The organism is Aeromonas sp. 604443 (assembly GCF_049170315.1).
GTDB classification, from domain to species: Bacteria; Pseudomonadota; Gammaproteobacteria; order Enterobacterales; family Aeromonadaceae; genus Aeromonas; species Aeromonas veronii_A.
Map to the genome: position 1 here is coordinate 46,035 of NZ_JAAKMI010000012.1, position 26,006 is coordinate 72,040.

22 protein-coding genes are annotated in these 26,006 nt (G+C 55.5%); 15 read left to right on the top strand and 7 right to left on the bottom strand.

From position 1 onward, the window contains the following. Positions 1–49 precede the first annotated feature (49 nt). The 3 genes from G5380_RS15595 to G5380_RS15605 all read left to right on the top strand — a co-directional run bounded on the left by G5380_RS15595 (position 50) and on the right by G5380_RS15605 (position 2,629). Positions 50–301 (top strand): hypothetical protein, encoded by a 252-nt coding sequence (locus G5380_RS15595; RefSeq protein WP_421352883.1) that lies wholly within the window; start codon positions 50–52, stop codon positions 299–301. Positions 302–304: 3 nt separating this feature from the next. Further along, positions 305–700 (top strand): GIY-YIG nuclease family protein, encoded by a 396-nt coding sequence (locus G5380_RS15600; RefSeq protein WP_421352884.1) that lies wholly within the window; start codon positions 305–307, stop codon positions 698–700. Between the two features lie 105 nt (positions 701–805). Beyond that, positions 806–2,629: a DUF4209 domain-containing protein gene (locus G5380_RS15605; RefSeq protein WP_421352885.1), complete on the top strand. Its 1,824-nt coding sequence runs from the start codon at positions 806–808 to the stop codon at positions 2,627–2,629. Between the two features lie 194 nt (positions 2,630–2,823). On the opposite strand, the gene G5380_RS15610 is transcribed toward G5380_RS15605, so the two are convergent. Beyond that, the gene (locus G5380_RS15610; RefSeq protein ID WP_043821654.1) at positions 2,824–3,030 is read right to left on the bottom strand and encodes a hypothetical protein; all 207 of its coding nucleotides are present in this window, start codon (positions 3,028–3,030) and stop codon (positions 2,824–2,826) included. Between the two features lie 191 nt (positions 3,031–3,221). Between G5380_RS15610 and G5380_RS15615 the strand changes: the two genes are divergently transcribed. Together G5380_RS15615 and G5380_RS15620 are read left to right on the top strand one after the other, a co-directional pair. Continuing rightward, positions 3,222–3,587 (top strand): DUF2061 domain-containing protein, encoded by a 366-nt coding sequence (locus tag G5380_RS15615; RefSeq protein WP_064339468.1) that lies wholly within the window; start codon positions 3,222–3,224, stop codon positions 3,585–3,587. A 186-nt stretch (positions 3,588–3,773) separates the two neighbouring features. Beyond that, positions 3,774–4,370, top strand: coding sequence for an MliC family protein (locus G5380_RS15620; RefSeq protein ID WP_164536123.1), 597 nt, complete (start codon positions 3,774–3,776; stop codon positions 4,368–4,370). 38 nt (positions 4,371–4,408) lie between these two features. Here G5380_RS15620 and G5380_RS15625 read toward each other — a convergent pair whose 3' ends face one another. Then, positions 4,409–5,584, bottom strand: a complete 1,176-nt coding sequence (locus tag G5380_RS15625; RefSeq protein WP_421352886.1) for an aspartyl protease family protein — start codon at positions 5,582–5,584, stop codon at positions 4,409–4,411. A 482-nt stretch (positions 5,585–6,066) separates the two neighbouring features. On the opposite strand from G5380_RS15625, the gene G5380_RS15630 reads away from it, so the two are divergent. The 3 genes from G5380_RS15630 to G5380_RS15640 all read left to right on the top strand — a co-directional run bounded on the left by G5380_RS15630 (position 6,067) and on the right by G5380_RS15640 (position 8,696). Next, entirely contained in the window at positions 6,067–6,495 is a 429-nt protein-coding gene (locus G5380_RS15630; RefSeq protein ID WP_421352887.1) for a VOC family protein, read from the top strand. Between the two features lie 137 nt (positions 6,496–6,632). Then, positions 6,633–8,066, top strand: a complete 1,434-nt coding sequence (locus G5380_RS15635) for a hypothetical protein (RefSeq protein ID WP_421259429.1) — start codon at positions 6,633–6,635, stop codon at positions 8,064–8,066. Positions 8,067–8,210: 144 nt separating this feature from the next. Continuing rightward, positions 8,211–8,696, top strand: coding sequence for a GNAT family N-acetyltransferase (locus G5380_RS15640; RefSeq protein ID WP_421352888.1), 486 nt, complete (start codon positions 8,211–8,213; stop codon positions 8,694–8,696). A gap of 123 nt (positions 8,697–8,819) precedes the next feature. On the opposite strand, the gene eno is transcribed toward G5380_RS15640, so the two are convergent. From eno to rlmD, 5 genes are all read right to left on the bottom strand, one after another. Further along, on the bottom strand, positions 8,820–10,121 hold the full coding sequence (gene eno / locus G5380_RS15645) for a phosphopyruvate hydratase (RefSeq protein ID WP_005335583.1): 1,302 nt from the start codon (positions 10,119–10,121) through the stop codon (positions 8,820–8,822). Positions 10,122–10,210: 89 nt separating this feature from the next. Beyond that, positions 10,211–11,848: a glutamine hydrolyzing CTP synthase gene (gene pyrG / locus G5380_RS15650; protein WP_043821667.1), complete on the bottom strand. Its 1,638-nt coding sequence runs from the start codon at positions 11,846–11,848 to the stop codon at positions 10,211–10,213. A 141-nt stretch (positions 11,849–11,989) separates the two neighbouring features. After that, positions 11,990–12,787 (bottom strand): nucleoside triphosphate pyrophosphohydrolase, encoded by a 798-nt coding sequence (gene mazG / locus G5380_RS15655; RefSeq protein WP_421352889.1) that lies wholly within the window; start codon positions 12,785–12,787, stop codon positions 11,990–11,992. Positions 12,788–12,860: 73 nt separating this feature from the next. Continuing rightward, the gene (gene relA, locus G5380_RS15660; RefSeq protein ID WP_005335588.1) at positions 12,861–15,074 is read right to left on the bottom strand and encodes a GTP diphosphokinase; all 2,214 of its coding nucleotides are present in this window, start codon (positions 15,072–15,074) and stop codon (positions 12,861–12,863) included. A gap of 390 nt (positions 15,075–15,464) precedes the next feature. Continuing rightward, positions 15,465–16,787: a 23S rRNA (uracil(1939)-C(5))-methyltransferase RlmD gene (gene rlmD, locus G5380_RS15665; protein ID WP_421352890.1), complete on the bottom strand. Its 1,323-nt coding sequence runs from the start codon at positions 16,785–16,787 to the stop codon at positions 15,465–15,467. Positions 16,788–16,940: 153 nt separating this feature from the next. On the opposite strand from rlmD, the gene barA reads away from it, so the two are divergent. The 7 genes from barA (at position 16,941) to galE (ending at position 25,952) form a co-directional block, all read left to right on the top strand. Next, positions 16,941–19,658, top strand: a complete 2,718-nt coding sequence (gene barA / locus G5380_RS15670) for a two-component sensor histidine kinase BarA (RefSeq protein ID WP_421352891.1) — start codon at positions 16,941–16,943, stop codon at positions 19,656–19,658. 89 nt (positions 19,659–19,747) lie between these two features. After that, positions 19,748–20,227 carry a DUF1456 family protein gene (locus G5380_RS15675; RefSeq protein WP_421212630.1) on the top strand — a complete coding sequence of 160 codons (480 nt, stop codon included), beginning with the start codon at positions 19,748–19,750 and terminating at the stop codon, positions 20,225–20,227. Positions 20,228–20,261: 34 nt separating this feature from the next. After that, entirely contained in the window at positions 20,262–21,149 is an 888-nt protein-coding gene (locus tag G5380_RS15680) for an N-acetylmuramoyl-L-alanine amidase (protein WP_421254532.1), read from the top strand. Between the two features lie 155 nt (positions 21,150–21,304). Continuing rightward, positions 21,305–21,772, top strand: a complete 468-nt coding sequence (locus G5380_RS15685; protein ID WP_021229540.1) for a Dps family protein — start codon at positions 21,305–21,307, stop codon at positions 21,770–21,772. A 289-nt stretch (positions 21,773–22,061) separates the two neighbouring features. Further along, on the top strand, positions 22,062–23,711 hold the full coding sequence (hcp, locus tag G5380_RS15690) for a hydroxylamine reductase (protein WP_421236269.1): 1,650 nt from the start codon (positions 22,062–22,064) through the stop codon (positions 23,709–23,711). A 121-nt stretch (positions 23,712–23,832) separates the two neighbouring features. After that, entirely contained in the window at positions 23,833–24,822 is a 990-nt protein-coding gene (locus G5380_RS15695) for an FAD-binding oxidoreductase (protein ID WP_421254531.1), read from the top strand. A 116-nt stretch (positions 24,823–24,938) separates the two neighbouring features. Continuing rightward, positions 24,939–25,952: a UDP-glucose 4-epimerase GalE gene (gene galE, locus G5380_RS15700; RefSeq protein WP_040097369.1), complete on the top strand. Its 1,014-nt coding sequence runs from the start codon at positions 24,939–24,941 to the stop codon at positions 25,950–25,952. Positions 25,953–26,006: the final 54 nt, after the last annotated feature.

Here is a 26,006-nt window from a genome sequence, read left to right on the forward strand (position 1 = left end):
GCTAACGGATTAGTGCCGCCTTCCATCTAATCACTGTTAGGAGTCACTAATGAGCGTTGCATGCAACAAATGCGGTAGCCGAAACACTGAGGTGGTGAAAGCCAAGGATCTTGCAGAGGCTTCGGGAGATTCTCGGATTTTCACCGCAACCGCAGGCGCAGTAAGCCCAGAGGTAGTAATTGGATTGCTCGCAGCAATTGCTGCCGCCGTTAAGGCAATATTTGAGTGGCTGACCGAATCAGAAAAAAACGAAAAGAAAGTTGTTGTTTGCAAAGACTGTGGATACTGGGAGCGCGTGTAAAGCATGGCAACCAACAGCATGTTTGACGTTATTCATATCACCAACGCAGCCGCTCCGTTTTGCCAAGGACAAAATGACTATTCTTGCCTTCAGGAAATGGCTGGTAAATTTGGCGTTTATGTCTTTCAAAGCAAGTCAACAAATGATGTTCTGTATGTTGGCGAAGCACACAAACAGGACTTGAAAACCAGAATAAAGCAACACTACACCGAAAACGATACTGGAGGCACCTTCAGAAAGAATTTCTGCGAAACCGAAGGCAAATCGTTCGAAGAATTCAAAGCATTGCTCACCGACAGTAACATTAGGGCGATATCGATCGAGACCAAGTCAAAAATACTAATAATTGGTATTGAGGCGATTTTAATTTCCGCACTTAATCCGAAGTACAACAAATGACTCTTAACTTTTCCATCAACCGGACATCCAAAAAGCTGCGCTTTTTGTCTGCCGGTTATGTCAGACGTTATGCGATTACGTGACTCTCCAAGTAAGAAGGTAAATATGGAAAATTCCTTAGGTTTAACTCGAGATATATTTCTGGAGTGCAACTGGACTTATGACGTCCCCCCAGATGACCGCTATGGGTACTCTTCGGTTATGAGTTGTCTGCAGAAGCATTCAAAGGAAATGTTGGAACAGGGAAAGATAGAGCATTCCAAAACGCTCGATCTGCTAGCACGATCGGCATCAATGATGTTGGCACCGAGAAGTATAAATGAACCCTTCAAAGCCTACATTCAAGACTTTCAGGCAGGGCGTCGGTCAGCATTACCTGATGACTTTACCGAAGAAGAGTTGATGTTTTTTGAGGCAATCCTCAATGATGTCAATGAGCCATGGTTGAAAGCACGACTCGCTGATCTGCTATGGCTGTTAAGAAAACCGAAAAACCCAGGACATGCGAAGGCGGCAATTGATTCATATATTTCCCAACCGCTAGATGATGAAACCTGGCATCGGGATGTAAAGAACTGCTGGGAACGTGCCGCGAGACTATGTATGCAAGTCAGAGACTTTGATCGCTTGAGCACGATCAAGAGTCAGCTATTTTCCGCATTTTGTTCTGAATATCCAAGAAGTAAATTTATGACGTTTTGGATAGCGGACTTATTGGATAATCTCAACATTGATGGCGATTTTAAAGAAAATATAGCGTCCACACTTCATGGAAAGGCAAATGACTTACTGAAAGATGGTGACTTCCATTCTGCCAGGTCGTACTTTGAGTTGGCTTCAAAGAAGTACCAGCAATGCTCTGATGAGAATGGATGGCTGGGGTCCCTAATTGCGATAGCTGAATGTTTCGAACTAGAGGCAGATTCTCGATCTAGCGGGAGCAATATGGTTGCAAACTCCTTCTATGAAAATGCTATACAAGCATATCGTCGCATTCCGACTAAGCATCGAGATACTTATTGCGTCGAAGAAAAGATAATAGCTATTCGCCACAAAATGGCAACTTCAGGAAAAGCCTCCCTAGAAGAAATGGGTGTGGTAAAAACCCCGGGAATTGATATTTCCGACATGGCGAAGCAGTCTATTGAGCATGTTACTGGCAAGAGAAATGCTGAAGAAGCGCTAATGTATTTCACGGGTCTATTTAGCGGCCCCAGATACAAAACTCTTAGTGACAGCGCGAAAGAAATAATGCAGAAAAGCGTGTTTGGTAGCTTATTTGGATCGAGCCACATGAGCAGCGATGGGCGTGTTATTGCTAAAACCCCGGCTATGAATTTGAGTGCAGGTGAAGATGACCCAGCTAATCAAGCAGCACTCCACAGGCAAATTCAGCAACAGTTTTCTATTGAAATTCAGCTTGTTGTTGAAGGTCAAGTATTACCCGCGTTGAGACATTTGCTTATGGAGCATAGGTTTACAAAAGAGCTCATGGTGGCCGCTTGTCACCACTCGCCTATAGTTCCACAAAATCGAGAGGAGCTATTGGGATATGCGCTTTGGCTAGGTTTTGAGTACGAATTTGGCGCAGCAATTCACTTACTGTGTCCGCAAGTCGAACATATTGTGCGATCACAGCTAAAGGAAGCGGGAGCCCATACAACTAATATTGATAGAGAAGGCATTGAAAATGAGAATGGATTGAGCACACTAATGGACCTGCAAGAAGCTCTTAAATTATTCGGAGAAGATTTAACCTTTGAGATAAAGAGTGTTTTTACAGATGCGCTTGGATTTAATTTGCGCAATGAAGTGGCCCATGGATTGTTGGATGATAATACCTCAGCATCAATACATACTATTTACGCTTGGTGGATGATTCTTAGGTTGGTGATTCGCTCAATTGTGGATGGAAGTCCAAAGGAATAATAGCTATATCAGTCACCGAAAATGGTAACAACAAATCTGGGACTCCCACCTTTTTGAGCAAGGCGTAGCATAGCCCGAACCCAAAAGATGGGTGTCCAAGGTCTTCTGCTCACCGAGTTCAAAAGCAAAAGCCCCATCACGGGGCTTTTGCTATTGGTGCAGCCGGTGTGTGCGGCAGCCTGAACCTGCGCGTCCTATGAGCGGGCGGGCAGATCCTGTTTCAGCGCAACCAGCAACAGGGCCAGCAGGCCAAAGGGCGGAAACAGACAGAGCAGGGAGCAGATAAGGGTGATCAGCGCCGGATGCTCGCTCTTGCGGCGCGCCAGTCGCCAGGCGATGAGGCCGACAATGACCATCAGCAACGCAATGAACTGGCCAAGCAGGGTGGCATTGATATTCATGAAAGATCCTTTTTCATGGGCAAGTGTGAAGAACCTGTACTTTATCGCCTTGGTTGCGATTGGCAACCGCTGAAGCGCACCGGCCACTCGCCCGTTGATAGGTTCTCTCTATTCCGGCAATAGATGAGAATAGTTTTCATTTAATCTCATTTCGGCGGATACTCTCATCATCAACAGAGGGAGCCGCCATCATGAAAAAGACCATCAGCTTTGCCATTCTGCACTTCGGAGTCGCCTTTACCGTGGCCTACCTGCTGACCGGTGAGCTGCTGACCGCCAGCCTGATCGCCCTGATCGAGCCCGCCGTCAACACGGTCGCCTTCTACTTTCATGACCTTGGCTGGCACAAGCTCAGACCAAATCACAGCCTGCAGGCCAAGACCAGCAGCTTCGCGGTGGTCCACTTCTCGGTGGCCTTCGGAGTGGCCTTCCTGCTGAGCGGCGAGCTGCTCACCGGCGGCGTGATGGCGATGATCGAACCGGCCATCAATACCGTGGTGTTCTTCTTCCACGAGCGGCTATGGCGCGCCCGCAGTCAGCAACTGGCGCTGGCCTGATCAACCGTGCAACCCGCCTCCCCCTTTATCGCGGCCACAAAAAACCCGACATTCCGGCCAGGAGTGTCGGGTTTTTCCGTTTGGCAGCCATTCAGCAGTGCAAGTGCGCTCGGCTCCCCTGCTGCATTGCCCTGTAGAGTGTGTTGTAGTAGGCAGATATCCCCTCCTCATTGCTGGAATCTATCGATGAACAAGACCTTGCTTGCCGCCCTGCTGTTTGCCCCTCTGCTCGCCAGTGCCGCAACCCCTTCCTTTGACTGCACCAAAGCCTCCGGGTCGGTCGAAACCCTGATCTGCAAGGATGCCGGACTGGCCGCCCTTGATAACGAACTGGCGGCCCTCTACCCCAAGGCGATTGCAGCGCTCTCTCCCGAACAGCTCAAGACAGAGCGCGCCATGCAGCGCGGCTGGATCAAGGGTCGCAACGACTGCTGGAAGGGGCAGGATCTGCGCCAGTGTGTGGAGGATAACTACCTGCTGCGGATCACCGAACTGCAGATCAGCGGCGGCCAGCTGATGGTGCCGGCACCGGTCAACTACCAGTGCGGCAAGAACGTCACTCTCTCTACCTACTTCTATAACGATGCCAAGCTGCCCGCCGCGGTGATCAACCTGAGCGAGGGCGACAAGCAGCAACAAGTGCTCGCCTATGAAGCACCCAGCGCCAGCGGCGCCCGTTATGAAGGGCAAAACCTTACCTTCTTCACCAAGGGGGACGACGCCACGCTGGAGCGTTACGGCCAGCCAACCCTCACCTGCATGGAAAATCCGACCAAGGGCTGAGGCTCATAGGGGCGGCTCGCCTTGCCGCCCCACCTTCACTAGATGGCGATATCCAGCGGTTTTCCTTCCCGCACAATCCGCAACTTAAGCGACCCCGGCTTGCTGGTGCTGAGCAGTTCACGCACCTTGTCGATATCGAGGGGACGATAAGCCACCCCGTTGATCTGTTCCAGAATGTCGCCGTTGGCCAGACCATAGGGGGCAAGATCCCGTTCGTCGCTGTAGTAGACCTGCAGATGCTCGCCATCAAAACGCACCCCGATATTGCGCAGGACTGGCGGCACTTTGCGCGCCAGGCTGTCAGCGTCGTAGCAGAGCATCATCCGCCCGGGCATGATCGCAAAGCGATTGAAGCGGTTAACAAAATCCAGCCCCAGACCATACTGCTCATTGCTGTTTTCCGACACGCGCAGCTCACCGAGCTGGCGCTCATCAAAGTGCAGGCCGGTGAGGATATGTTCACGCCCCTCCACCATACCGCTGGCGTCCACCCCTTTGCGTGGCATCGCATCTTCGCCAGAGATCGCCTTCTGACTGGCCATAAAGTCGATAAAGGCATGATCGGCATAGCTCTGATCGGCCCCGGTATCCAGATACATGCGCACGCTGCTCTCGCCGTGGGTCAGATACACTGCCGGGGAGCGGTTGTAGCTGTCTTCATAGCCGATGCAACGCTCGAACGTGGCTGCCGACGGTGCCGTCAGCGAAGCCGTGAGCTGATGCCTGTCGCGATCAAACACCCAGTTGAAGCGGCGGATGGTGTCGATCCCGAGGATGCCATCGATACGGCTGCCGAGAGACTGGGAGAAGAGATCGAAATCAACGGTTGCCCACAGATCGCTGTCATCAATGGTGACCGACCCCAGCGAGAAGGGCTGCGGCTCAACAAAGCCAAGCTGCTCGCTACCCAATTGGCTCGAAACGCTGCTCACAGTGGCAAAATCAGCCTGATAGGCCCTGGGCAATTCGCTTAAGGTCAGCGCCTTGAAGCGGCTGGCCAGACGACGATCGATAAAGGTGATACTGGCCCCGGTATCCAGCAAAAACTGGTACTGCTCACCAGCGATGGTGACGGGGATCAGGGGGGCACTTTCGTAATGCACTGTCAGCACCGGGCCGGGTGCATTGCGCTTGGCGGATGAATCCGGGGCTGTGCAGCCTTGGACGACGAACAGGGCCAACATGGCCAGCGCCACTTTGAACTGCGACTTCATAACTCTCCTTCCCGATAGCAGATGCCCCCGCGACGCCACCACATAATGCTATCTTGTTGATTTATAGATAAATAAGCTATTTCAGCGGGGGAGGCGGACAATAACAAAGAGTTTTATGCTGGTTCAAGCCAGATATGACCATGAATATTCTATGGTGATAGTTCAAGAATGGTTGTTCACGCTATCTCGGCGCGTCATCAATCGTTGGCGAGATTTGATTAATTTATTGATCTTGAACAGAAATCCTCAATATTGAGCTTTCTCTCCACAGCGCCATGGTTAATATTGCCATTTGGCAACACTTGCCTCGTCGGAGTCTCCCATGAGCCATGCCAACCCCATCCCGTTGGTGAAACGCAGCAGACTGGGAGCTGAAATTCAGGGGCGGTAGCCATGCCATATCTCGCCCGGTCCCTTTTTGATCCAAACACACTGACCGGCAAGCCGCTGACTCATCCACAACATGCAAATCAAGGTGGTGTATGGAAACACAAACCCTGCATCGTGGTCGCTTGATCGACCATATCCAGCTGGTGGTCAAAGATTTGGTAGCCAGCCAGCGCTTTTATACGGCCATTCTCACCACCCTCGATATTCCGCTGGGCGGCACAGGGGAGGGCTACTTCTGGGCAGACGAACTGTTTGTCACCTCTGTCGATAGCCCCGCCGCGCTGGGGGTCTTGACCGGTCGCCACCATCTCGCCTTTCAGGCAAAAGATCGCGCCATGGTGGATCGTTTTTATCAGGCCGCACTCACCAATGGCGGCAAAGACAACGGCGTCCCCGGCGAGCGCAATTATCACCCCGGCTATTACGCAGCCTTTGTCCTCGACCCGGATGGCAATAATATCGAAGCGGTTTATCACGGTGAGGCAAAGCGTAGTGTAGAGTCGGTGGAAATTACGTTTTAGAACGCTGATAAAAAATTTCATCACCATCATTTGTCAAAAAAGATCTACCACCTCACTACTAAAAATATTAAATATAAATATTCACAGCACTTCACAGAGTGATTCTTATTCACTTATACTTAAATGAAGGAATATAAATGAGAGTTTCTGAATTCTTCAACTTAAATAGAACACAACCATATCTTGATTTTGTAGACATCCCGTTAAATACAGATATCCCAGTATTTCTTGACCCTAACGCAATAAAGTCGCTTGAGTCAGCATGGGGGAATGAACTTTCTTCATTACTTCAAACTTTTTTTGAAGTAGTTTTACGGCTAATTAAAAACAATCAGCATGATAAAGCAAAAAAGTTATTGTCATCATTAAATGAAAGGAATGAATTTCATCTAGGGTATTCAGCCGGTGAATCTAAAGGTCATGCTTTTGGATCTGAGTCAGCAAAATCCGTTTGGAGTGCACTGACAAAAAGTAAAGCAGCTGCAACGGGATTATTACAGGACTTAGAAGATACGGCATTGCTAATTCATGGTATTGGTACTGACATGATTTCTGATGCAGTTTGCAACATCCTTAGAGGCCCATTAATCAAATACACGCAAGACATGTGTATGTATTATGGCATTCCATTAACACCGAATGTTGCATCTGGGCCCATATGGAATCCACAAAAAGAACTATGGGAGGAAACTTTTGTTTCTTTACCGATGACGAATTTTGGTAAAGTTATACTTGTCCCTAAAATTATTGTTAGACATCGACTAACCTTTCAATACAATGAATATTATAGATATTTTTTATTACCTGAAATGCAAGATGAACATCTGCGAGCAAATTCCTCCCTGGTTGAAACACTGAAAAGTGGAGAGAGACGTGTAACAAAAAAGGCACTTCAGGAAAAATATGGGAAAGACAAGTTAGCTGTAGTAGAACAAACTTTAATTAGACCTAATATTCTTAATGAATACCGTGAGGCAAAAGCAGAGTCCCCATCTAACCCGCTTACTCATGAACAGTTTTCTGAAATTGAGCAAACTGAAAAACCTCAGTTAGAGCTATTACTAGTACAACTAAAAGCATTACGTCCAGGCAGAGATACCGCTGAAGATTATGAGAGTATAATAGAAAAAATTTTGTCAGTGTTATTTTATCCATCCCTCTGCAATCCGACAAAACAACATAAGATACATAATGGCAGAAAAAGAGTAGATATTACTTATGTAAATGAAGCTAAAAGTGGATTTTTTTACTGGCTATCCATGCATTACCCATGCCCTCAGATTTTTGTGGAGTGTAAAAATTATGGTAAAGATGTTGCTAATCCAGAGGTAGACCAATTATCTGGTCGTTTCTCGCCTAGTCGCGGAAAAGTTGGCATTTTAATTTGTAGAGAGATTCAAGATAAAGAGCTTCTATATAATAGATGCCAAGACACGGCAAAAGACCAAAGGGGATTTATCATTCCTCTCGATGATAGAGATGTTGAAACCATGGTAAATAATTACATAGAAAATGAAGGGAACCAGTCATTTGATTTATTACGTGGACTTTGGTCAACCTTAATTAATTAATTAATAACAAGCTTAGCATTGGTCAAATTACAGTGATATAGTTGCCACTTTGTGACCAACATCAAATTAATTTATCATTTCTTTCTTATTTTCGCTAACACCACTCCCAATAATGGTTTGGCGCAACACTCCCCAAGGAGATAAATGAAGCCTGATTTAACCGGCACTCGGGTTGTACTGCGCACCATTGGCCCGCAGGATGCCGCCGATCTGTTCGAGATTTATGGCAATCCACTGACCATGGAGTTTGCCTCTGATCCCTGCTTTACCTCCCCCGCCATGGTGGCGCAAATGATGATGAGCGTGGTACGGCTGGAGCAAACCGGTGAGTCGCTGGAGTGGGCGATTGTCGAACGGGAGGGCAACAAGGTGATCGGCACCTGTGGCCTGCACAGTTTCAGTGAGGCGGGCCACAGCTGCGAGGTAGGTTGCCTGCTCAATGCGGCCTATTGGCGCAGAGGGTTTATGTCAGAAGCGCTGGGATTGCTGTTCGCCCACGCCAGCACAATGGGAGTCACCTGCCTCACCGCAGATATCGATGCAGATAACGTCCGCTCTATCGCCCTGTTTGAAAAGCTGGGCTTCAAGGCGCATGCAGGGCGCTATCAGCGCATGCTGCCTTTTGTCTGACCCGAGACCAGAGACATAACCCCCTCGCCTCTCAGGCCGTTGTGGCAAGGATCAGGCATAAAAAAACCGGAACCCAGGGGTTCCGGTTTTTTTCATTCCAGCCGAGGCTGGCAAACCAGTAAATTAAGCCTGGTTTTTAACTTCTTTCAGACCGCGGAAAGGAGCTTTGGCACCCAGAGCTTCTTCGATACGGATCAGCTGGTTGTACTTGGCAACACGGTCAGAACGGCTCATGGAACCGGTCTTGATCTGGCCAGCAGCGGTACCAACAGCCAGGTCGGCGATGGTAGCGTCTTCGGTCTCACCGGAGCGGTGGGAGATGACGGCAGTGTAGCCAGCGTCTTTGGCCATCTTGATGGCAGCCAGAGTTTCGGTCAGGGAACCGATCTGGTTGAACTTGATCAGGATGGAGTTGGCGATGCCGTTGTCGATACCGCGCTTCAGGATCTTGGTGTTGGTTACGAACAGGTCGTCACCAACGATCTGGATTTTCTTGCCCAGTTCAGCAGTCTGGTAGGCGAAACCTTCCCAGTCAGATTCGTCCAGGCCATCTTCGATGGAGACGATCGGGAACTTGGTGGTCAGGTCAGCCAGGAAGTCGGAGAAACCGTTGGAGGTGAAGACACGACCTTCGCCTTTCAGGTTGTACTCTTTCTTCTCTGCGTCGTAGAACTCGGAAGCAGCGCAGTCCATAGCCAGGGTGATGTCGGTGCCCAGTTTGTAACCGGCAGCGGCAACGGCTTCAGCGATAACTTCCAGCGCTTCGGCGTTGGATTTCAGGTTCGGAGCGAAACCACCTTCGTCACCAACTGCAGTGTTGTAGCCCTTGGACTTCAGCACTTTGGCCAGGTTGTGGAACACTTCTGCACCCATGCGAACGGCTTCTTTCAGGGTCTTGGCGCCAACCGGCTGGATCATGAACTCCTGGATGTCGACGTTGTTGTCGGCGTGCTCACCACCGTTGATGATGTTCATCATCGGCAGCGGCATGGAGTAAACACCCGGGGTGCCGTTCAGCTCGGCGATGTGGGCGTACAGCGGCATGCCTTTGGCAGCAGCGGCAGCTTTGGCGTTAGCCAGGGAAACAGCCAGGATGGCGTTGGCGCCGAACTTGGATTTGTTCTCGGTACCGTCGAGGTCGATCATGATCTGGTCGACAGTGGCCTGGTCCTTGGCATCTTTACCCAGCAGAGCTTGAGCGATCGGGCCGTTTACGGCTTCGATGGCTTTCAGCACGCCTTTACCCAGGAAACGGCTCTTGTCGCCGTCACGCAGTTCCAGCGCTTCGCGGGAACCGGTGGACGCGCCAGACGGAGCGGCTGCCATACCAACAAAACCACCTTCCAGGTGAACTTCGGCCTCAACGGTCGGGTTACCACGGGAGTCGATGATTTCACGACCGATCACTTTAACGATCTTGGACATGTGTATTTCCTCAGGTTTCGTAAAAAAACAACAAAAATATGCCAAAAAAAGCGGCTGTGGCACAGTGCCCCAACCGCATTTATTTTCAATTACTTCAAATTACGCTTCTGATACTCGCCTGCCGCCTTCACAAAACCGGCGAACAGAGCGTGGCCATCACGAGGAGTAGAGGTGAACTCCGGGTGGAACTGCGCAGCCACGAACCAGGGGTGATCCGGGATCTCGATGATTTCCACCAACTTCTTGTCGGCGGAGAGACCGGTCACTTTCAGACCTGCCGCTTCAATCTGCGGCAGCAGCTTGTTGTTTACTTCGTAACGGTGACGGTGACGCTCGTAAATGGTCGGGCTGCCGTACATCTGACGCACCTTGGAATCTTCGACCAGGTGGCAGAGCTGGGAACCCAGACGCATGGTACCGCCCAGATCAGACTTCTCGGTACGGGTCTCGACGTTGCCCTCTTCATCCACCCACTCGGTGATGAGGCCGACGACCGGATAGGCACAATCTTTCTTGAATTCGGAGGAGTGAGCCCCTTCCATGCCCGCCACGTTGCGAGCGAATTCGATCATGGCAACCTGCATGCCGAGGCAGATACCCAGGTAGGGGATCTTGTTCTCGCGGGCATACTGGGCAGCCAGAATTTTGCCTTCCACACCACGCTCACCGAAGCCACCCGGCACCAGGATCGCGTCCAGACCTTCCAGCAGCTCGGCGCCACGGGTCTCGATATCCTGAGAGTCGATGTACTTGATGTTGACGGAAAGGCGAGTCTTGAGACCACCGTGCTTGAGCGCCTCGTTGACGGACTTGTAAGCGTCCGGCAGGGAGACGTACTTGCCGACCATACCGATGGTCACTTCACCAGTCGGGTTGGCCTCTTCGTAAATAACCTGTTCCCACTCGGAGAGATCGGCCTCTTTGCACTCCAGACCGAAACGCTCGGTGAAGTAGGAGTCCAGATTCTGGGACTTGAGCAGTGCCGGGATCTTGTAGATGGAGTCGACGTCTTTCATGGAGATGACGGCGCGCTCGGGCACGTTGCAGAACAGGGCAATCTTGGCGCGCTCGTTGGCCGGAATGGCACGGTCGGAGCGGCAGATCAGCACATCCGGCTGGATACCGATGGAGAGCAGCTCTTTGACGGAGTGCTGGGTCGGCTTGGTCTTCACTTCACCGGCAGCGGCCAGGTAAGGAACCAGCGTCAGGTGCATGAACATGGCGTTGTTGCGGCCCACTTCGGCAGCCAGCTGACGAATGGCTTCGAGGAACGGCAGGGACTCGATGTCACCTACGGTACCGCCCACTTCGACGATGGCAACCTGATGGCCTTCGGCACCGGCAATCACCCGCTCTTTGATGGCGTTGGTGATGTGCGGGATAACCTGAATGGTGGCGCCCAGATAGTCACCACGACGCTCTTTACGCAGGACGTCGGCGTAGATACGGCCGGTGGTAAAGTTGTTGCGACGGGTCATCTTGGTGCGGATGAAACGCTCGTAGTGGCCCAAATCCAGATCGGTTTCGGCCCCGTCCTCGGTTACGAACACTTCACCATGCTGGGTCGGGCTCATGGTGCCCGGATCCACGTTGATGTACGGGTCCAGTTTCATGATGGTCACATCCAGACCACGGGCTTCCAGAATGGCTGCCAGAGAAGCTGCGGCAATGCCTTTGCCGAGGGATGAAACAACGCCACCAGTAACAAAAATATATTTGGTCGTCATGCTGAACCTGAAAGAAGTTTAGGGAATTTTAAGGGGTGCTTCGGGGATGAAGCAGGACGGGGAAACAGTATACCAAAAACCCCTCTCCCAAACAATGAGCAAAAATCTATCAGGCTCACCGCCCCCCCATCTTGCGCCAAATCAACTTTGCTCGGTTTCCTTCGCCTTATCCCAAGCGGCATCGAGCTTTTCGAGGGTGCAATCGGTCATTTTCAAGCCTTCTGCGGCGATTATCTGCTCAACCTGACGAAAACGACGTTCGAACTTGGCGTTGGCGCCTCGCAGTACCTGCTCCGGATCCTTGCCCAGATGACGCACCAGATTGACGGTGGCAAACAGCAGGTCACCGAGCTCATCGCTCACCCTCGCCTCGTCCACATCGGCCATCAATGCCTCTTCCATCACCTCGTCGATCTCTTCGTGGATCTTGTCCACCACAGGCCCCAACGTCTTCCAGTCAAAACCGACGGTGGCGCAGCGTTTCTGAATTTTGGCGGCGCGAGTCAGGGCAGGCAGCGCCTGCGGGATATCGTCCAGCACGCTCTCTTTGTCGAGGGCCGCCCGCTCTTTGGCTTTTTCTGCTTCCCAGTTCGCTTTTACCGCCTGCTCGTTGGAGAGATCTGCATCGGAAAAAACGTGGGGGTGACGGCGAATGAGCTTTTCACTCACCGTGTCGACGATATCGGCGAAGTCGAACAAGCCCCGCTCTTTACCCAGCTGGGCGTAAAACACCACCTGAAACAGCAGGTCACCCAGCTCCCCTTTCAGCCCCTGCCAATCCTCGGTCTCGATGGCATCGGCCACCTCGTAGGCCTCTTCCAGGGTGTGCGGCACTATGCTCTGGAAGTCCTGTTTCAGATCCCAGGGGCAGCCGTTTTGCGGGTCACGCAGAAGAGCCATGATGTCGAGCAGTTGGGGCAGATCGTAACGTTGAGACATGAGATATTCGCTTTCAATTCGTTCAAAAAGGGTCGTAAATGCAGACCGGCCACTGGGGCCGGTCGGTTCGCTATCAAAGCCGCTTGGCGCTGATCACGTCGTTAAGCTGACTGAGCTTGGCCAGCGCCCGGTTGAAGGCATTGATGTTGTAAATCTCCAGCTCCATGTCGATCTCGGCGGTCTGCTCGCGCACGTTAGAGCGGGAGCGCACCCCCATCACATTGATCTTCTCGTTGGCCAGCACGGTAGTGATATCGCGCAGCAGGCCGGAGCGATCGTTGGAGATGATCCGGATGGTGAGGCCATAGCCGCCGGAGTAGTTCTCCCCCCACACCGCATCGATCAGCCGCTCAGGGTTGCGACGTGACAGCTCCTTGAGCTGCTCGCAATCTTCCCGGTGAATGGATACGCCGCGCCCCATGGTAATAAAGCCCTGAATGGAGTCCCCCGGAATGGGCTGGCAGCAGCGGGCAATATGGGTCATCAGGTTGCCGACCCCTTCCACCACTATGTGATCCTTGGGCTTGTGGCGCATCGGCGCATTGGCCTTCTGCTCCAGCTTCTCCAGCAGGCGGCGATCTTCCTCTTCCGCCGTCGGCTTGTTGTAACAGGTGTCGAGATAGTTGAGCACCTGGTTGATGCGGATATCGCCGCTGCCGATACCGGCCAGCAGATCGTCGGTGCTCTCCAGATTGAAGCGGCGCAGCATGTTGCCCTTGTCGATCTTGGACATGCTGAGGTTGTGGCGATCCAGCTCCTTCTCAAACAGCTCGCGACCGGCCACGATATTCTTGTCCCGATCCAGTTTTCTGAACCAGGTCGCCACCTTGGCCCGCGCCCGGCTGGAGCGCAGGAAGCCGGCGTTGGGGTTCATCCAGTCGCGGCTCGGGTTGGGCTCTTTCTGGGTGATCACCTCCACCTGATCGCCGGTCTGCAGCGCGTAGGTGAACGGCACGATGCGGCCATCAATCTTGGCGCCGATGCAGCGGTGGCCGATCATGCTGTGGACGTGATAGGCAAAATCGAGCGGGGTGGCGCCTGCCGGCAGGTCGATGACATCCCCTTTCGGGGTGAAGACGTAGACCCGGTCCTCGAACACCTGACTGCGCAGATCTTCCAGCAGGGAGCCGCTCTCGGAGAGATCTTCCTGCCAGGCGAGCAGCTTGCGCAGCCACTCGATCTTGTCTTCGAAGGTGTTGGCCTTGCCGCCAGCTTGCGCCCCTTCCTTGTAGCGCCAGTGCGCCGCGACGCCGAGCTCGGCGTCCTGATGCATCTGGTCGGTACGGATCTGGATCTCGACCGTCTTGCCCTCCGGCCCCACCACTACGGTGTGGATCGACTGATAGCCGTTGGGTTTGGGGTTGGCGACATAGTCGTCAAACTCGCGGGGAATATGGTGGAACTGGGTGTGCACGATACCGAGCGCCGCATAGCAATCCTGCAGCCGCTTGGTCACTACCCGCACCGCGCGCACGTCGAACAACTCGTTGAATTCGAGGTGCTTCTTCTGCATCTTGCGCCAGATGCTGTAGATATGTTTCGGCCGACCGTACACCTCGGCGTCAACTCCCGCCTCTTTCAACCCATTACGCAGGGATTGCACAAACTCGCGGATATAGCGCTCGCGGTCGAGCCGCTTCTCGTCGAGCTGCTTGGCGATCTGCTTGTAGGTATCCGGGTGCAGGTAACGGAAGGCGAGATCTTCCAGCTCCCACTTGAGCTGGCCGATACCCAGACGGTTGGCCAGCGGCGCATAGATGTTGGTGATCTCCTGGGCCATCAGCACCCGGGTCTCTTCATCTGCCGTCTTCGCTTCCCGCAGGCAGGCGATCCGCTCCGCCAGCTTGATCACCACGGCGCGCACATCCTCGACCATGGCGAGCAACATGCGACGCACGTTGTCGACCTGCTCCGGTGAGGTTTCGCTGCGATGGAGGGTCTGCAGGGAGCGGATGGCCTCCATCTCCAGCACCCCTTCCACCAACTTGGCGATCTTGGAGCCGAAGTCCTCGTCCATCCGCTCCTGGCTGATGAGACCGGCTTCGACGAAGGGGTAGATGATGGCCGCTTTGAGAGTGCCGATATCCATGCTGAGCATCTGCAGGATGCCCACCATTTCGATGCCGCGTACCAGCAGCTTGCTGGTCAGCGCCTCGTCACCGAGCGTCAGACAATACTGATAGACGGTTCGCAGCTGATCCTTTTCACTGTCACTCAAGGAGAGAGAGCTGACCCACTCTTCCAGGGTGAAGTTGTCTTTCAAATGAATATCGCGAACCGCAACCATGGTATCAATCCTTTAAATTATCGGGCCGAAAGCTGTCACTTTCTCCCCTCATGAGATTGCCTCAAATGGGGATCTACAGCGCACTTTTCAAGGCATATTGTCCAGAAAGACAATAGAGCGCGCCAACAGGCCCTGCCGAACGATGAGGGTCTAGATTACCCCAATCACATCAGCTCAAACAGACGCAGACATGCCAGATTACACATCCGCATCGCCGTACCGATGAGCAGGATTACTTCATATACACACCTGCTCAAACAGCCGCAGACACGCCAGATTGCATATCTGCATCGCCGTACCGATGAGCAGGATTACTTCATATACACACCAGCTCAAAGAGTAACGAACATGCCGGATGACCTATCCGGCATCGCCCAGCTGATGAGTCATTTACTCCCGTTCAAACAGCGCCATGGACTCCAGATGACCGGTGTGAGGGAACATGTCGAGCATGCCGAGGCGCACCAGACGGTAACCCCCTTTCACCAGCACCTGACTGTCCCGCGCCAGGGTGACCGGGTTACAGGAGACGTAGACCACCCGCTTGGGTGAAAGTTTCACGACGTGTCCCATCACTTCCAGCGCGCCGGGACGAGCCGGATCCAGCAGCACCAGATCAAACCCTTCCCGCGCCCAGGACATGCCGACGATGTCATCGCTCAGGTCGGCCTTGTAGAAACGGGCATTGGTGATGCCGTTGCGACGAGCGTTCTCTTCGGCCCGCTGCACCATGGCCAGTTCACCTTCCACACCCACCACTTCGCGAGCCTGACGGGCCAGCGGCAGGGTGAAGTTGCCGATACCGCAGAAGAGATCGAGCACCTTGTCATCCTTGCTCGCCCCGAGCCATGTCAGCGCCTGCTCAACCATGCTCTGGTTTATGGGGCCGTTGACCTGAATGAAGTCACCGGGAGCAAATGCAAGAGACAGGCCATCCAGCGAGTAGGATGGGGAAAATTGTTGCTGCAGCGCTTCGATGCGATCATCCGCCGCCTGCAGATAGAGGTCGCTCCCCTGCGCTTTGGCAAACTCCACCAGCAGGGCGCGGTCCGCCTCATTGGGACGGCCAGTATGGCGCAGCAGCATCATGATCCCCTGCTCGGCCTGGATTAGCTCCGCATGGCCCAGCTCGCGCTGGCTCTTGAGGCGATTGAGGCATTCACGCAGCGGGGCAATCAGCGCAGAGAGCGGCTCGGCCAGTACAGGGCAACTGTCGATCTCCACCAGATCGTTGCTGTTGCGGCGGCGGAAACCAACCCGGGTGCAGCGACCGTTCTTGTCAAATTTGATGGCCAGACGACAAACCCGGCGGTAGGCGCGATCTTCACCGGTCAGTACCGGCTCCAGCGCCGGTGCCTTGATGTTGCCCAACCGCTCGAACAGGCTGACCAGTCCGGCCGCCTTGGCGGCTTGCTGATCGGCAACCGACATGTGCTGGGCACTGCAACCGCCGCACTCGCGATAGTGGCTGCAGAAGGGGGCGATACGGTTGGCTGCCGGGGTCACCACCTGCTGCAAGGCGGCGTGACCATACTGCTTTTTCTCTTCGGTGATGCGTGCCTTGACGGTCTCGCCAGGCAGTGCCCCTTCGACAAAGATCGCCTTGCCCTGATGGCGACCGATACCGACGCAATGGTGATCGAGGGTGTCTATCGTAAATTCAATGCGTTGGAGCTGGGTGGACTTCTTTTGGGGCTTGAAAAACTGGGCCATAAAACTTGGTGCCTATAGGTGGCTATGTCATGATTGTGGAATCTGCTGCCGGGTATTGTCCCACAAGAATAATAGTATGACCAAATACGGCCACAGAGCCCGTGTATTGCCATCAACCCTATCGCCAACCCTGTTCACTGGTGGCCTGTTCGTATGACCAAATATGGCCTGAGAGCACGCGTTCTCGCCTTCACCATCCTGCCGACCCTGATCATCGGTGGCCTGATGGCCGGTTACTTCACCTTCCACCGCTACCAGCAGCTGGAAAACAACCTCATTGATCAGGGGATCAACATCATCGAACCACTGGCAATCGCCAGTGAATACGGGATGACCCAGCACAGCCGAGAATCCCTCAAGCGGCTGATTGGTCTGACCCATCGCAAGAACTCTCCCTTTATCAAGTCCATCGCTGTTTTCACCCAGGACAACCAGCTGTTCGTTACCTCGAACTATCACCGGGATTTCACCCGACTCAGACTGCCCGATGGCGAGCCCATTCCGGATCTGACCAGCGTGACGTTTCAGGGGGACGACATCATTTTGCGCACCCCGATCCAGGCTGAAACCAGTCTGGATGGCTTCCCGCTGCCCAGCGATGTAGAGCCGCCGATGATCGGCTACATCTCGATGCAGATGGCGACCGATAGGGCCATGTTGCTGCAATACCGCGACACCTTCTTTGCGGTGATCATGGTGCTCATCGGGGTGGCCTTCAGCACCCTGTTTGGCTTCCGTCTGGTCAAGAGCGTGACCCAGCCCATCACCAACATGGTGCAGGCGGTGCACAAGATCAGGGAGGGGCGCCTCGATACCCGGGTCAGCGGCCAGCTCACCGGCGAGCTGGATATGCTGAAAAACGGCATCAACGCCATGGCCAAGGCGCTCTCCGAATATCACGAAGAGATGCAGCAGAATATCGATCAGGCCACCTCTGACCTGCGCGAAACCCTGGAGCAGATCGAGATCCAGAACGTCGAGCTCGACATGGCCAAGAAGCGGGCGCAGGAGGCGGCGCGGGTAAAGTCGGAGTTTCTGGCCAACATGTCCCACGAATTGCGTACCCCGCTCAACGGGGTCATCGGTTTTACCCGCCAGCTGCTGAAAACCAGCCTGACCCCGAGCCAGACCGACTACATGCAGACCATCGAGAAGTCGGCGCGCAACCTGCTTGGCATCATCAACGACATCCTCGACTTCTCTAAGCTGGAAGCGGGCAAGCTGCAGCTGGAGCATATCCCGTTCAGCCTGCGCGACACCCTCAACGAGACCATGCACCTGCTCGGCCCCAGCGCCCACGACAAGCAGCTGGAGCTCTCCCTGCGGGTGGATGCCGATGTGCCGGACTACCTCACCGGCGACCCCATGCGTCTGCAACAAGTGCTGACCAACCTCACCGGCAACGCCATCAAGTTCACCGAACAGGGCAACGTGGATGTCCATATCGAGCAGACCGGCAGTGGCAACCACAAGGTGAGGCTCAACGTCCAGATCCGTGATACCGGCATCGGCATCTCCCAAGAGCAGCAACATCAGCTTTTCCAGGCCTTCAATCAGGCCGACTCCTCCATCTCTCGCCGTTATGGCGGCACGGGCCTGGGCCTCGTCATCACCCAGAAGCTGGTGCAGCAGATGGGCGGCCAGATCCGCTTCGAATCGGAACTCGGCAAAGGCTCCATCTTCTCGTTCAGTCTGGATGTGGAGGTCTCCCCCCTGCCCCAGACCGATCAACTGCCGCTGGATCGGATCCGTGGCAAACGGCTCTGGCTGCTGGAACCGGATCCCTTCGCGCAAGCCTCTCTGCTCGCCCTGCTGGCGGAGTGGCGCCTCGACGTGCACCCACTGACCAGCGATGATCCCTGGCCCGAGATGAGCGAGCAGGAGATGGTGATCATCGGCAGCAGCACCCTGCATACGCCGCAGCAGGTGATCGGCCGTCTCGACAGACTGAACGGCCAGCAGCAGAACACCATAGTGCTGCTCAGCAGCCACGAGCCGGCGCTCTATGAAGCGATGCTGGCCCATGGCGCCCAGCACTGTCTCTCCAAACCGGTCAACCACCGCAAGCTGCTGCACGCCCTGCTCTCGCCGGAATCGAGCCGCCAGAAGCTGCCCGCCCAGCCTGCACCGCGCCAGTTGCAGCCAATCAAGGTGCTGGCGGTGGATGACAACGCCGCCAACCTCAAACTGATCGCCGCCATGCTCAAGGAGATGGTGAGTCAGGTGGTGGTGTGCAAAAACGGCAAGGAGGCGGTCAAGCAGGCACAAAGCCAACCGTTCGACATCATCTTCATGGATATCCAGATGCCGATCATGGATGGCATCAGTGCCACCCAGGCGATCCGCAACCAGTCCCTCAACACCACCACCCCGATCGTGGCGGTGACCGCACACGCCATCCCCGGCGAACGGGAGCGGCTGATCCGGCAGGGGATGGACGACTACCTGGCCAAGCCCATCGACGAGAGCATGCTGGCCCAGCTCATCACCGACTTTGCCCATCGCCGCCACCAGAATAATGGTGCCCAACAGATCGACTGGGCACTGGCGGTGCGGCAAGCGGCAGGGAAAGAGCATCTCGCCAAAGAGATGCTGACCATGCTGCTGGCCAGTTTCGACGAGGTCGAGCCAGTGCTGGATAGCGCGCTGGCTGGCGAAATTGAAGATAGCGAAGTGTTGGCCCAGCTCCATCGCCTCAACGGTGGCTGTGCCTATTCCGGTGTGCCGGGGCTGCAACGGCTGCTCTCCCAGCTGGAGCAACAGCTGCGTGACGGCGTGCCGGTCAGCGAGCTGGAACCCGAGCTGCTGGAGCTGCAAGATGCGCTGGAACTGGTGCGCCAGGAGGCGCCCCGCTATCTCGGCAAGGCTTGATGAGCTTGACCTGAACTGTATCGGCCCCCGCTTTTTCTGACGCGAGGGCTGCCAGATGGTAAAGTTGCGCCGTTTACACAGGAGTCAGCATGACCAACAACGATATTCTGCGCCGTCTGCGCTACGCCCTCACCATCAGCAACGACCAGATGGTCGAGATGTTTGCCAAGGGCAACCTGACGGTCACTCACGCCCAACTGCACAGCTGGTTGATGAAAGAGGCGGCGGAAGGTGAAGAGCAAGAGGCAGGCTATGTTGCCTGTCCCGACTCGGCCCTGAGCCAGTTCCTCGACGGTTTCATCATCGCGCGCCGCGGCGGGCGGGAAGATGCACCGGCCCAGGTGATCCCGAACCGGATCAACAACAATATGATCCTGCGCAAGCTGCGCATCGGTCTCAACTTCAAGGAAGAGGATATGCTCGGCACCCTCAAGCTCGCCGACTTCAACCTCTCCAAGTCCGAGCTCAGTGCCCTGTTCCGCTCCAAGGATCACAAGCACTATCAGGATTGCGGGGATCAGATCCTGCGCAACTTCCTGATCGGTCTCACGGCCAAATACCGCGGCTAACCAGCCGCGCGACTGACCAGGCAGAGCCTTCGACATGTGCCAGCGACTCACTCCTCCCACGCTCAGCAGCCTGGCTGTGGCAGGGGGATGGCGCTGGTGCTCTCTTCTTCCCCTCTTTTTTCTGCCACTGGTTCTGCTGCTGGGTGGTTGTACTCCGTCCGAATACCAGCTCTCTACCCGCTATCAGAGCGCCAACCAGAATGAGCGGATCGCCTTTCTGATCCTCCATTACACCGATGAAGATGATGCCAACTCCCTGCGCCTGCTGACCGAGCCGGAGCACAAGGTGAGCGCCCACTACCTGATCCCCCGCGACAGCCACGAGACCCCGCTACCGGTCTATCAGCTGGTGCCGGACAGCGCGCGCGCCTGGCATGCGGGACGCAGCCGCTGGCACCAATATGCCGGGCTCAATGCCAGCTCCCTTGGCATCGAGATCGTCAACCTCGGCTATCCAGCGGAAGATGAGCCGCTGGCCCCCGATGCCCGCCGCTGGCAACCCTATACCCCGCAGCAGATAGCTGCCGTCGGCGCACTCAGCCGGGAGCTGGTCGCCCGCTACCAGATTCCACCGACCCAGGTGCTGGGCCACAGCGATGTCGCCCCCGAGCGCAAGCAGGATCCCGGCCCCCACTTCCCCTGGCGCCAGCTCTATCTGACGTACGGAGTCGGCGCCTGGCCAGATGAAGGTCGGGTGGCCGAGTTACTGGCCAGCCCCTTGCCCGATTGGGATGCGGCCATGTGGCAGCAGCAGCTGGCCCGCTATGGCTATGGCCTGCCCCGGAGCGGCCAGTGGGATGAGCAGAGCCACGCCGTCATGGGCGCCTTTCAGCTCCACTTTCGCGCCAGCAAGGTCGATAGCAAACCGGACCGCGAGTGCCAGGCCATCCTGATGGCGCTGCTCGAAAAATACTTCCCCTAATCCTCATCTATTGTCACCGTTGCTGCGTACTGTTTGATAGCCGTTAGCTATCAAACAGTTAGGCACAAGCAATTGTCCCTGCATTTTGCAAGGCGTTATTCTGACTGCGTTCCGAAAGAGAATTTCAAACCGATTTCCAAATCTGGAGGTGAATGATGAAAAGCCCGATTGGTCTTGATACTGCTCAATCACAAGCCCTGGCAGCCGAGTTGAACAAATTGCTGGCCAGCTACCAGATCCTCTACATGAACGTGCGCGGCTTCCACTGGAATATCCGTGGCAACCAGTTCTTCGAACTGCACCTGAAATTTGAAGAGATTTACAACGACCTGCTGTTGAAAGTCGATGCACTGGCCGAGCGGATCCTGACCCTGGATGGCGTGCCAATGCACAGCTTCAGCGACTATCTGAAAGTCTCTGCCATCCCGGAGCAAAAAGGGCTGCACGATGGCCGCGCCTGTGTCGAATCCCTGCTGGAGAGCTTCCGCGAACTGCTGGTCGCCCAGCGCCGTATTCTGGGTCAGGCCGCCGAAGCTGGTGATGAGGGCACTGCCTCCATCCTCTCCGACTATGTGCAGCAGCAGGAAAAACTGGTCTGGATGCTGCGCGCTTATCTGGCCTGATAGTGAACCAAGCCGACTACAGCGTACGTATGCTGGGTTGAGTAAGTTCCGGGCCGAAAGCTCCTGACCAGACCACGGCCCAATCCGTCTGATTGTTATGTTCTGTTGCAAACCTGAGTTGTCTCTCCTTTTATCCACCCGCTTGCCGCCCTGTTTGGGCGGCTTTTTTTGTTTTTGATCTGCATCAAAGGAATCTTAATTGGCAAATTGAATACCTATTAAGTTTTTCGCGAGAGGAATAGAATCGCCACAAAACAGACAACTGAAATGTCCAATTAGGAGAGGCATGATGTTTTGTGTGCAATGTGAACAGACAATTCGTACCCCGGCTGGCAACGGCTGTGCCTACGCACAAGGTATGTGCGGCAAGACGGCGGAAACCTCGGATCTGCAGGATGTACTGATCTACACCCTGCAGGGGCTCAGCGCCTGGGCGCTGGCCGCCCGCGAGCAGGGCATCATCGACCGCGAGATCGATGCCTTCGTGCCCAAGGCCTTCTTCGCCACCCTCACCAACGTCAACTTCGACTCGAATCGCATCGTGGCCTATGTCAATCAGGCGCTCGCCTATCGCCAGCAGCTGGCCGATCGTATGACCGCCATGGCGGTGCAGGTCAAAGACTTGCCACAGTCCGCTTACTTCGAACCCGGTGCCGAGCTGCTGGAGCAACTTGCCCATGCCGCACCAGCCGCCCCCAATCGGGGCAAGAACGAGGTAAACGAAGACATCATGGGGCTGCGTCTGCTCTGCCTCTACGGCCTCAAGGGCGCCGCCGCCTACATGGAGCACGCCCGGGTGCTGGATCAGCAGAGTGACGAGGTGGCCGCCGAATTCCACCGCATCATGAGCTGGCTAAGCACAGACCCGAGCGAAATGGGTCGGCTGTTCAGCTGTGCCATGGAGATCGGTCAGCTCAACTTCAAAATCATGGAGATGCTGGATCTCGGTGAAACCAGCGCCTTCGGCCATCCGGAGCCGACCCGGGTCAGGGTCACCCCGATCCCCGGCAAGTGCATTCTGGTCTCCGGCCACGACATGATGGATCTCAAGCTCATTCTGGAGCAGACCAAAGGGACCGGCATTCATGTCTACACCCACGGCGAGATGCTGCCCGCACTGGCCTATCCCTTCTTCAAGCAGTACCCCCATCTGGTGGGCAACTACGGCTCCGCCTGGCAGAACCAGCAGAAAGAGTTTGCCAACTTCCCGGGCGCGGTGGTAATGACCTCCAACTGCATCATCGACCCGAACGTGGGCAACTACTCGGACCGCATCTTCACCCGCTCCATCGTCGGCTGGCCGGGCGTAACCCATCTTGAGGGGGATGATTTCTCCGCCGTGATCGCCAAGGCCCAAGCGCTTGAAGGCTTCAAACACACCGAACTCGAACACTTCATCACCATCGGCTTTGCCCGCAACGCCCTGATGCAGGCAGCACCCGCGGTGATCGAGAAGGTCAAGGCCGGGGAGATCAGCCACTTCTTCCTGGTGGGTGGCTGTGACGGCGACAAGGCCGAGCGCGCCTACTTCACCGAGTTTGCCAAGGCGGCACCGCGCGACAGCCTGCTGCTCACCCTGGGTTGCGGCAAATACAAGTTCAACAAGCTCGACTTTGGCGACATCGGCGGCATTCCGCGTCTGCTGGACGTGGGTCAGTGCAACGATGCCTACTCCGCCATTCAGTTGGCGCTGGCACTCTCCGAGGCGTTCGAGTGCGGGGTCAACGATCTGCCGCTGACGCTGGTGCTCTCCTGGTTCGAGCAAAAAGCCATCGTCATTCTGCTCACCCTGCTCTCCCTCGGGGTGAAGGACATCCGCACCGGGCCAACCGCCCCCGCCTTCCTCACCCCGGCGCTGCTCAAGGTACTGGAGGAGCAATTTGGCCTGAAAGGGACCACCACCGCCGAGGCTGACCTGGCCGAGATCCTGGCGGCCTGATCGGTACCTCATGTTGTAAGCGTTTGGCGAGCCGCCCGGCTCGCCTTTTTTCTGGATCCGGCTTTTTCACCAGACGTTTTTCAAACCGTTTCAAACCTTATCAAACCCAAGGAGCCTTGTGATGACCTCTCTCACGCTCACCTGCATTGGCCGCCAACAGAACACCCACGACGTCGTGAGCTGGCAGCTGGCGCCCCTTTCCGGCAGCCTCCCTCCCGTACTGGCTGGCCAGTGCATCACCCTGCATACCGAGATTGACGGCCAGCCGGAGTGCCGCGCCTATACCCTCTCCTCCAGCCCGCAGGATGCATGCTGGCAGGTCACCATCAAGGATGTGGGACGGGTCTCCCACCATCTGCATCAGACCTTGCAGGTGGGAGACAAGATCCGGGTGGATGGTCCCTTTGGCGACTTCAACCTGACCGCCCTGCCTTGTGAACGGCCACTGCTCTTGAGCGCCGGTTCCGGCATCACCCCCATGTGGTCCATGTTGCGGGACGAGCTGGCCAAACGGCCGGATGCCGATATCCGCTTTATTCATAGCGCCCGCTCGCCAGCAGATGTGATCTTCGCAGATAACTTGGCTGCACTGGCTGAGGCCCATGCCGGTGTACGGCATACCCTGATTCTGGAAGATGCCCCAGCAGATCACCCCTGGATTGGCCGACTCACCCCCGCCATGCTGGCCGAACTGGCTCCAGATCTGCGCGAACGCCATGTCTATCTCTGCGGCCCGGCCCCCTATATGGCGGCGGTCAGCGCCATGCTGGCAGAGCTGGGATTGCCGCCGGAGCAACTGCATCAGGAGTCCTTCGGTCTTCCTCCAGCAGAGCCCATCAAGACCACCAGCGACCACTTCTGGCTAACCCTGAAAAAGAGCGGCAAGAAAGTGAAAATCCTGCCGGGTCAGACCCTGCTGGCGGCGCTGGAAGCGGCGGGCGAAACCATAATGGCGGCTTGTCGCGCCGGGGTATGTGGCAGCTGTCGTTGCACCACCACAGGTGACATCGAGCGCCAGAGCGTGATGACCTTAAGTGCTCAGGATCTGGAGAGCGGCGTTGCTCTAGCCTGCTCCTGCACCGCGAAAGGGGATATCAGTCTCGATTATTGAGGCGTGGTGCAGGCTTTTGTGAGGTGCGGTGAAGGCGTCATCGGTATCCCAACCTTTTCCCAAGTAGACAGGGGCGCTAGACTCGGCCCCAGTTTCACCAGAACACGGGATAAAAAATGACAATACTGGTCACAGGGGGCGCTGGCTATATCGGCTCCCACACCCTGGTTGAGCTGCTCGGCGCGGGGCAGCAGGTCGTGGTACTCGACAACCTCTCCAACTCCTCACCGGAGTCACTCAAGCGGGTCGAGCAGATCACCGGTAAACCGGTCACCTTCGTCGAAGGGGATGTGCTGGACAGAGCCTGCCTGCAGCAGCTGTTCGCCAACCACCAGATCGAATCGGTCATCCACTTCGCCGGCCTCAAGGCGGTCGGGGAGTCGAGCCAGATCCCGCTCACCTACTACCAGAACAACATCAGCGGCACTCTGGTGCTGTGCGAAGAGATGGCCAGGGCCGGCGTGTTCCGGCTGGTATTCAGCTCCTCGGCCACCGTCTATGGCGATCCCGCCTCGGTACCGCTGCGGGAAGATTTCCCCACCAGCGCCACCAACCCCTATGGTCGCTCCAAGCTGATGGTGGAGGAGATCCTGCGCGATCTCGCCAAATCCGATCCCCGCTGGGCTATCGTACTGCTGCGTTACTTCAACCCGGTCGGCGCCCACGAGAGCGGCCTGATTGGTGAAGATCCCAACGGTATCCCCAACAACCTGCTGCCCTATATCAGCCAGGTGGGTGTCGGCAAGCTCAAGGAGCTGGGGGTATTTGGCAACGACTACCCGACCCCGGATGGCACCGGCGTGCGCGACTACATCCATGTGGTGGATCTCGCCATCGGTCACCTCAAAGCGCTGGCACGCATCAAGAGCGACACCGGCGTCTTCACCTACAACCTGGGTACAGGTCAAGGCTACTCGGTACTGGAGATGGTCAAGGCGTTTGAAGCGGCCAGCGGCCGACCCATTCCCTACCAGATCAAACCCCGTCGCCCGGGCGACATCGCCGAGTGCTGGGCAGAGCCGACGCTGGCCCGTGCCGAGCTGGGCTGGCAGGCAGAGCGCGGTCTGGAGCAGATGATGGTCGATACCTGGCGCTGGCAAAGCAACAACCCGAACGGCTATCAAGGCTGATCTCTCGCGGGTTGATAACAAAACGCCCCGACATTTTCATGTCGGGGCGTTTTA

What these genes read in the sequence shown, in the direction of transcription:
- G5380_RS15595 (WP_421352883.1), top strand. Translation starts at nt 50, where the DNA reads ATGAGCGTTGCATGCAACAAATGCGGTAGCCGAAACACTGAGGTGGTG.
- G5380_RS15600 (WP_421352884.1), top strand. Translation starts at nt 305, where the DNA reads ATGGCAACCAACAGCATGTTTGACGTTATTCATATCACCAACGCAGCC.
- G5380_RS15605 (WP_421352885.1), top strand. Translation starts at nt 806, where the DNA reads ATGGAAAATTCCTTAGGTTTAACTCGAGATATATTTCTGGAGTGCAAC.
- G5380_RS15610 (WP_043821654.1), bottom strand. Translation starts at nt 3,030, where the DNA reads ATGAATATCAATGCCACCCTGCTTGGCCAGTTCATTGCGTTGCTGATG.
- G5380_RS15615 (WP_064339468.1), top strand. Translation starts at nt 3,222, where the DNA reads ATGAAAAAGACCATCAGCTTTGCCATTCTGCACTTCGGAGTCGCCTTT.
- G5380_RS15620 (WP_164536123.1), top strand. Translation starts at nt 3,774, where the DNA reads ATGAACAAGACCTTGCTTGCCGCCCTGCTGTTTGCCCCTCTGCTCGCC.
- G5380_RS15625 (WP_421352886.1), bottom strand. Translation starts at nt 5,584, where the DNA reads ATGAAGTCGCAGTTCAAAGTGGCGCTGGCCATGTTGGCCCTGTTCGTC.
- G5380_RS15630 (WP_421352887.1), top strand. Translation starts at nt 6,067, where the DNA reads ATGGAAACACAAACCCTGCATCGTGGTCGCTTGATCGACCATATCCAG.
- G5380_RS15635 (WP_421259429.1), top strand. Translation starts at nt 6,633, where the DNA reads ATGAGAGTTTCTGAATTCTTCAACTTAAATAGAACACAACCATATCTT.
- G5380_RS15640 (WP_421352888.1), top strand. Translation starts at nt 8,211, where the DNA reads ATGAAGCCTGATTTAACCGGCACTCGGGTTGTACTGCGCACCATTGGC.
- eno (WP_005335583.1), bottom strand. Translation starts at nt 10,121, where the DNA reads ATGTCCAAGATCGTTAAAGTGATCGGTCGTGAAATCATCGACTCCCGT.
- pyrG (WP_043821667.1), bottom strand. Translation starts at nt 11,848, where the DNA reads ATGACGACCAAATATATTTTTGTTACTGGTGGCGTTGTTTCATCCCTC.
- mazG (WP_421352889.1), bottom strand. Translation starts at nt 12,787, where the DNA reads ATGTCTCAACGTTACGATCTGCCCCAACTGCTCGACATCATGGCTCTT.
- relA (WP_005335588.1), bottom strand. Translation starts at nt 15,074, where the DNA reads ATGGTTGCGGTTCGCGATATTCATTTGAAAGACAACTTCACCCTGGAA.
- rlmD (WP_421352890.1), bottom strand. Translation starts at nt 16,787, where the DNA reads ATGGCCCAGTTTTTCAAGCCCCAAAAGAAGTCCACCCAGCTCCAACGC.
- barA (WP_421352891.1), top strand. Translation starts at nt 16,941, where the DNA reads ATGACCAAATATGGCCTGAGAGCACGCGTTCTCGCCTTCACCATCCTG.
- G5380_RS15675 (WP_421212630.1), top strand. Translation starts at nt 19,748, where the DNA reads ATGACCAACAACGATATTCTGCGCCGTCTGCGCTACGCCCTCACCATC.
- G5380_RS15680 (WP_421254532.1), top strand. Translation starts at nt 20,262, where the DNA reads ATGTGCCAGCGACTCACTCCTCCCACGCTCAGCAGCCTGGCTGTGGCA.
- G5380_RS15685 (WP_021229540.1), top strand. Translation starts at nt 21,305, where the DNA reads ATGAAAAGCCCGATTGGTCTTGATACTGCTCAATCACAAGCCCTGGCA.
- hcp (WP_421236269.1), top strand. Translation starts at nt 22,062, where the DNA reads ATGTTTTGTGTGCAATGTGAACAGACAATTCGTACCCCGGCTGGCAAC.
- G5380_RS15695 (WP_421254531.1), top strand. Translation starts at nt 23,833, where the DNA reads ATGACCTCTCTCACGCTCACCTGCATTGGCCGCCAACAGAACACCCAC.
- galE (WP_040097369.1), top strand. Translation starts at nt 24,939, where the DNA reads ATGACAATACTGGTCACAGGGGGCGCTGGCTATATCGGCTCCCACACC.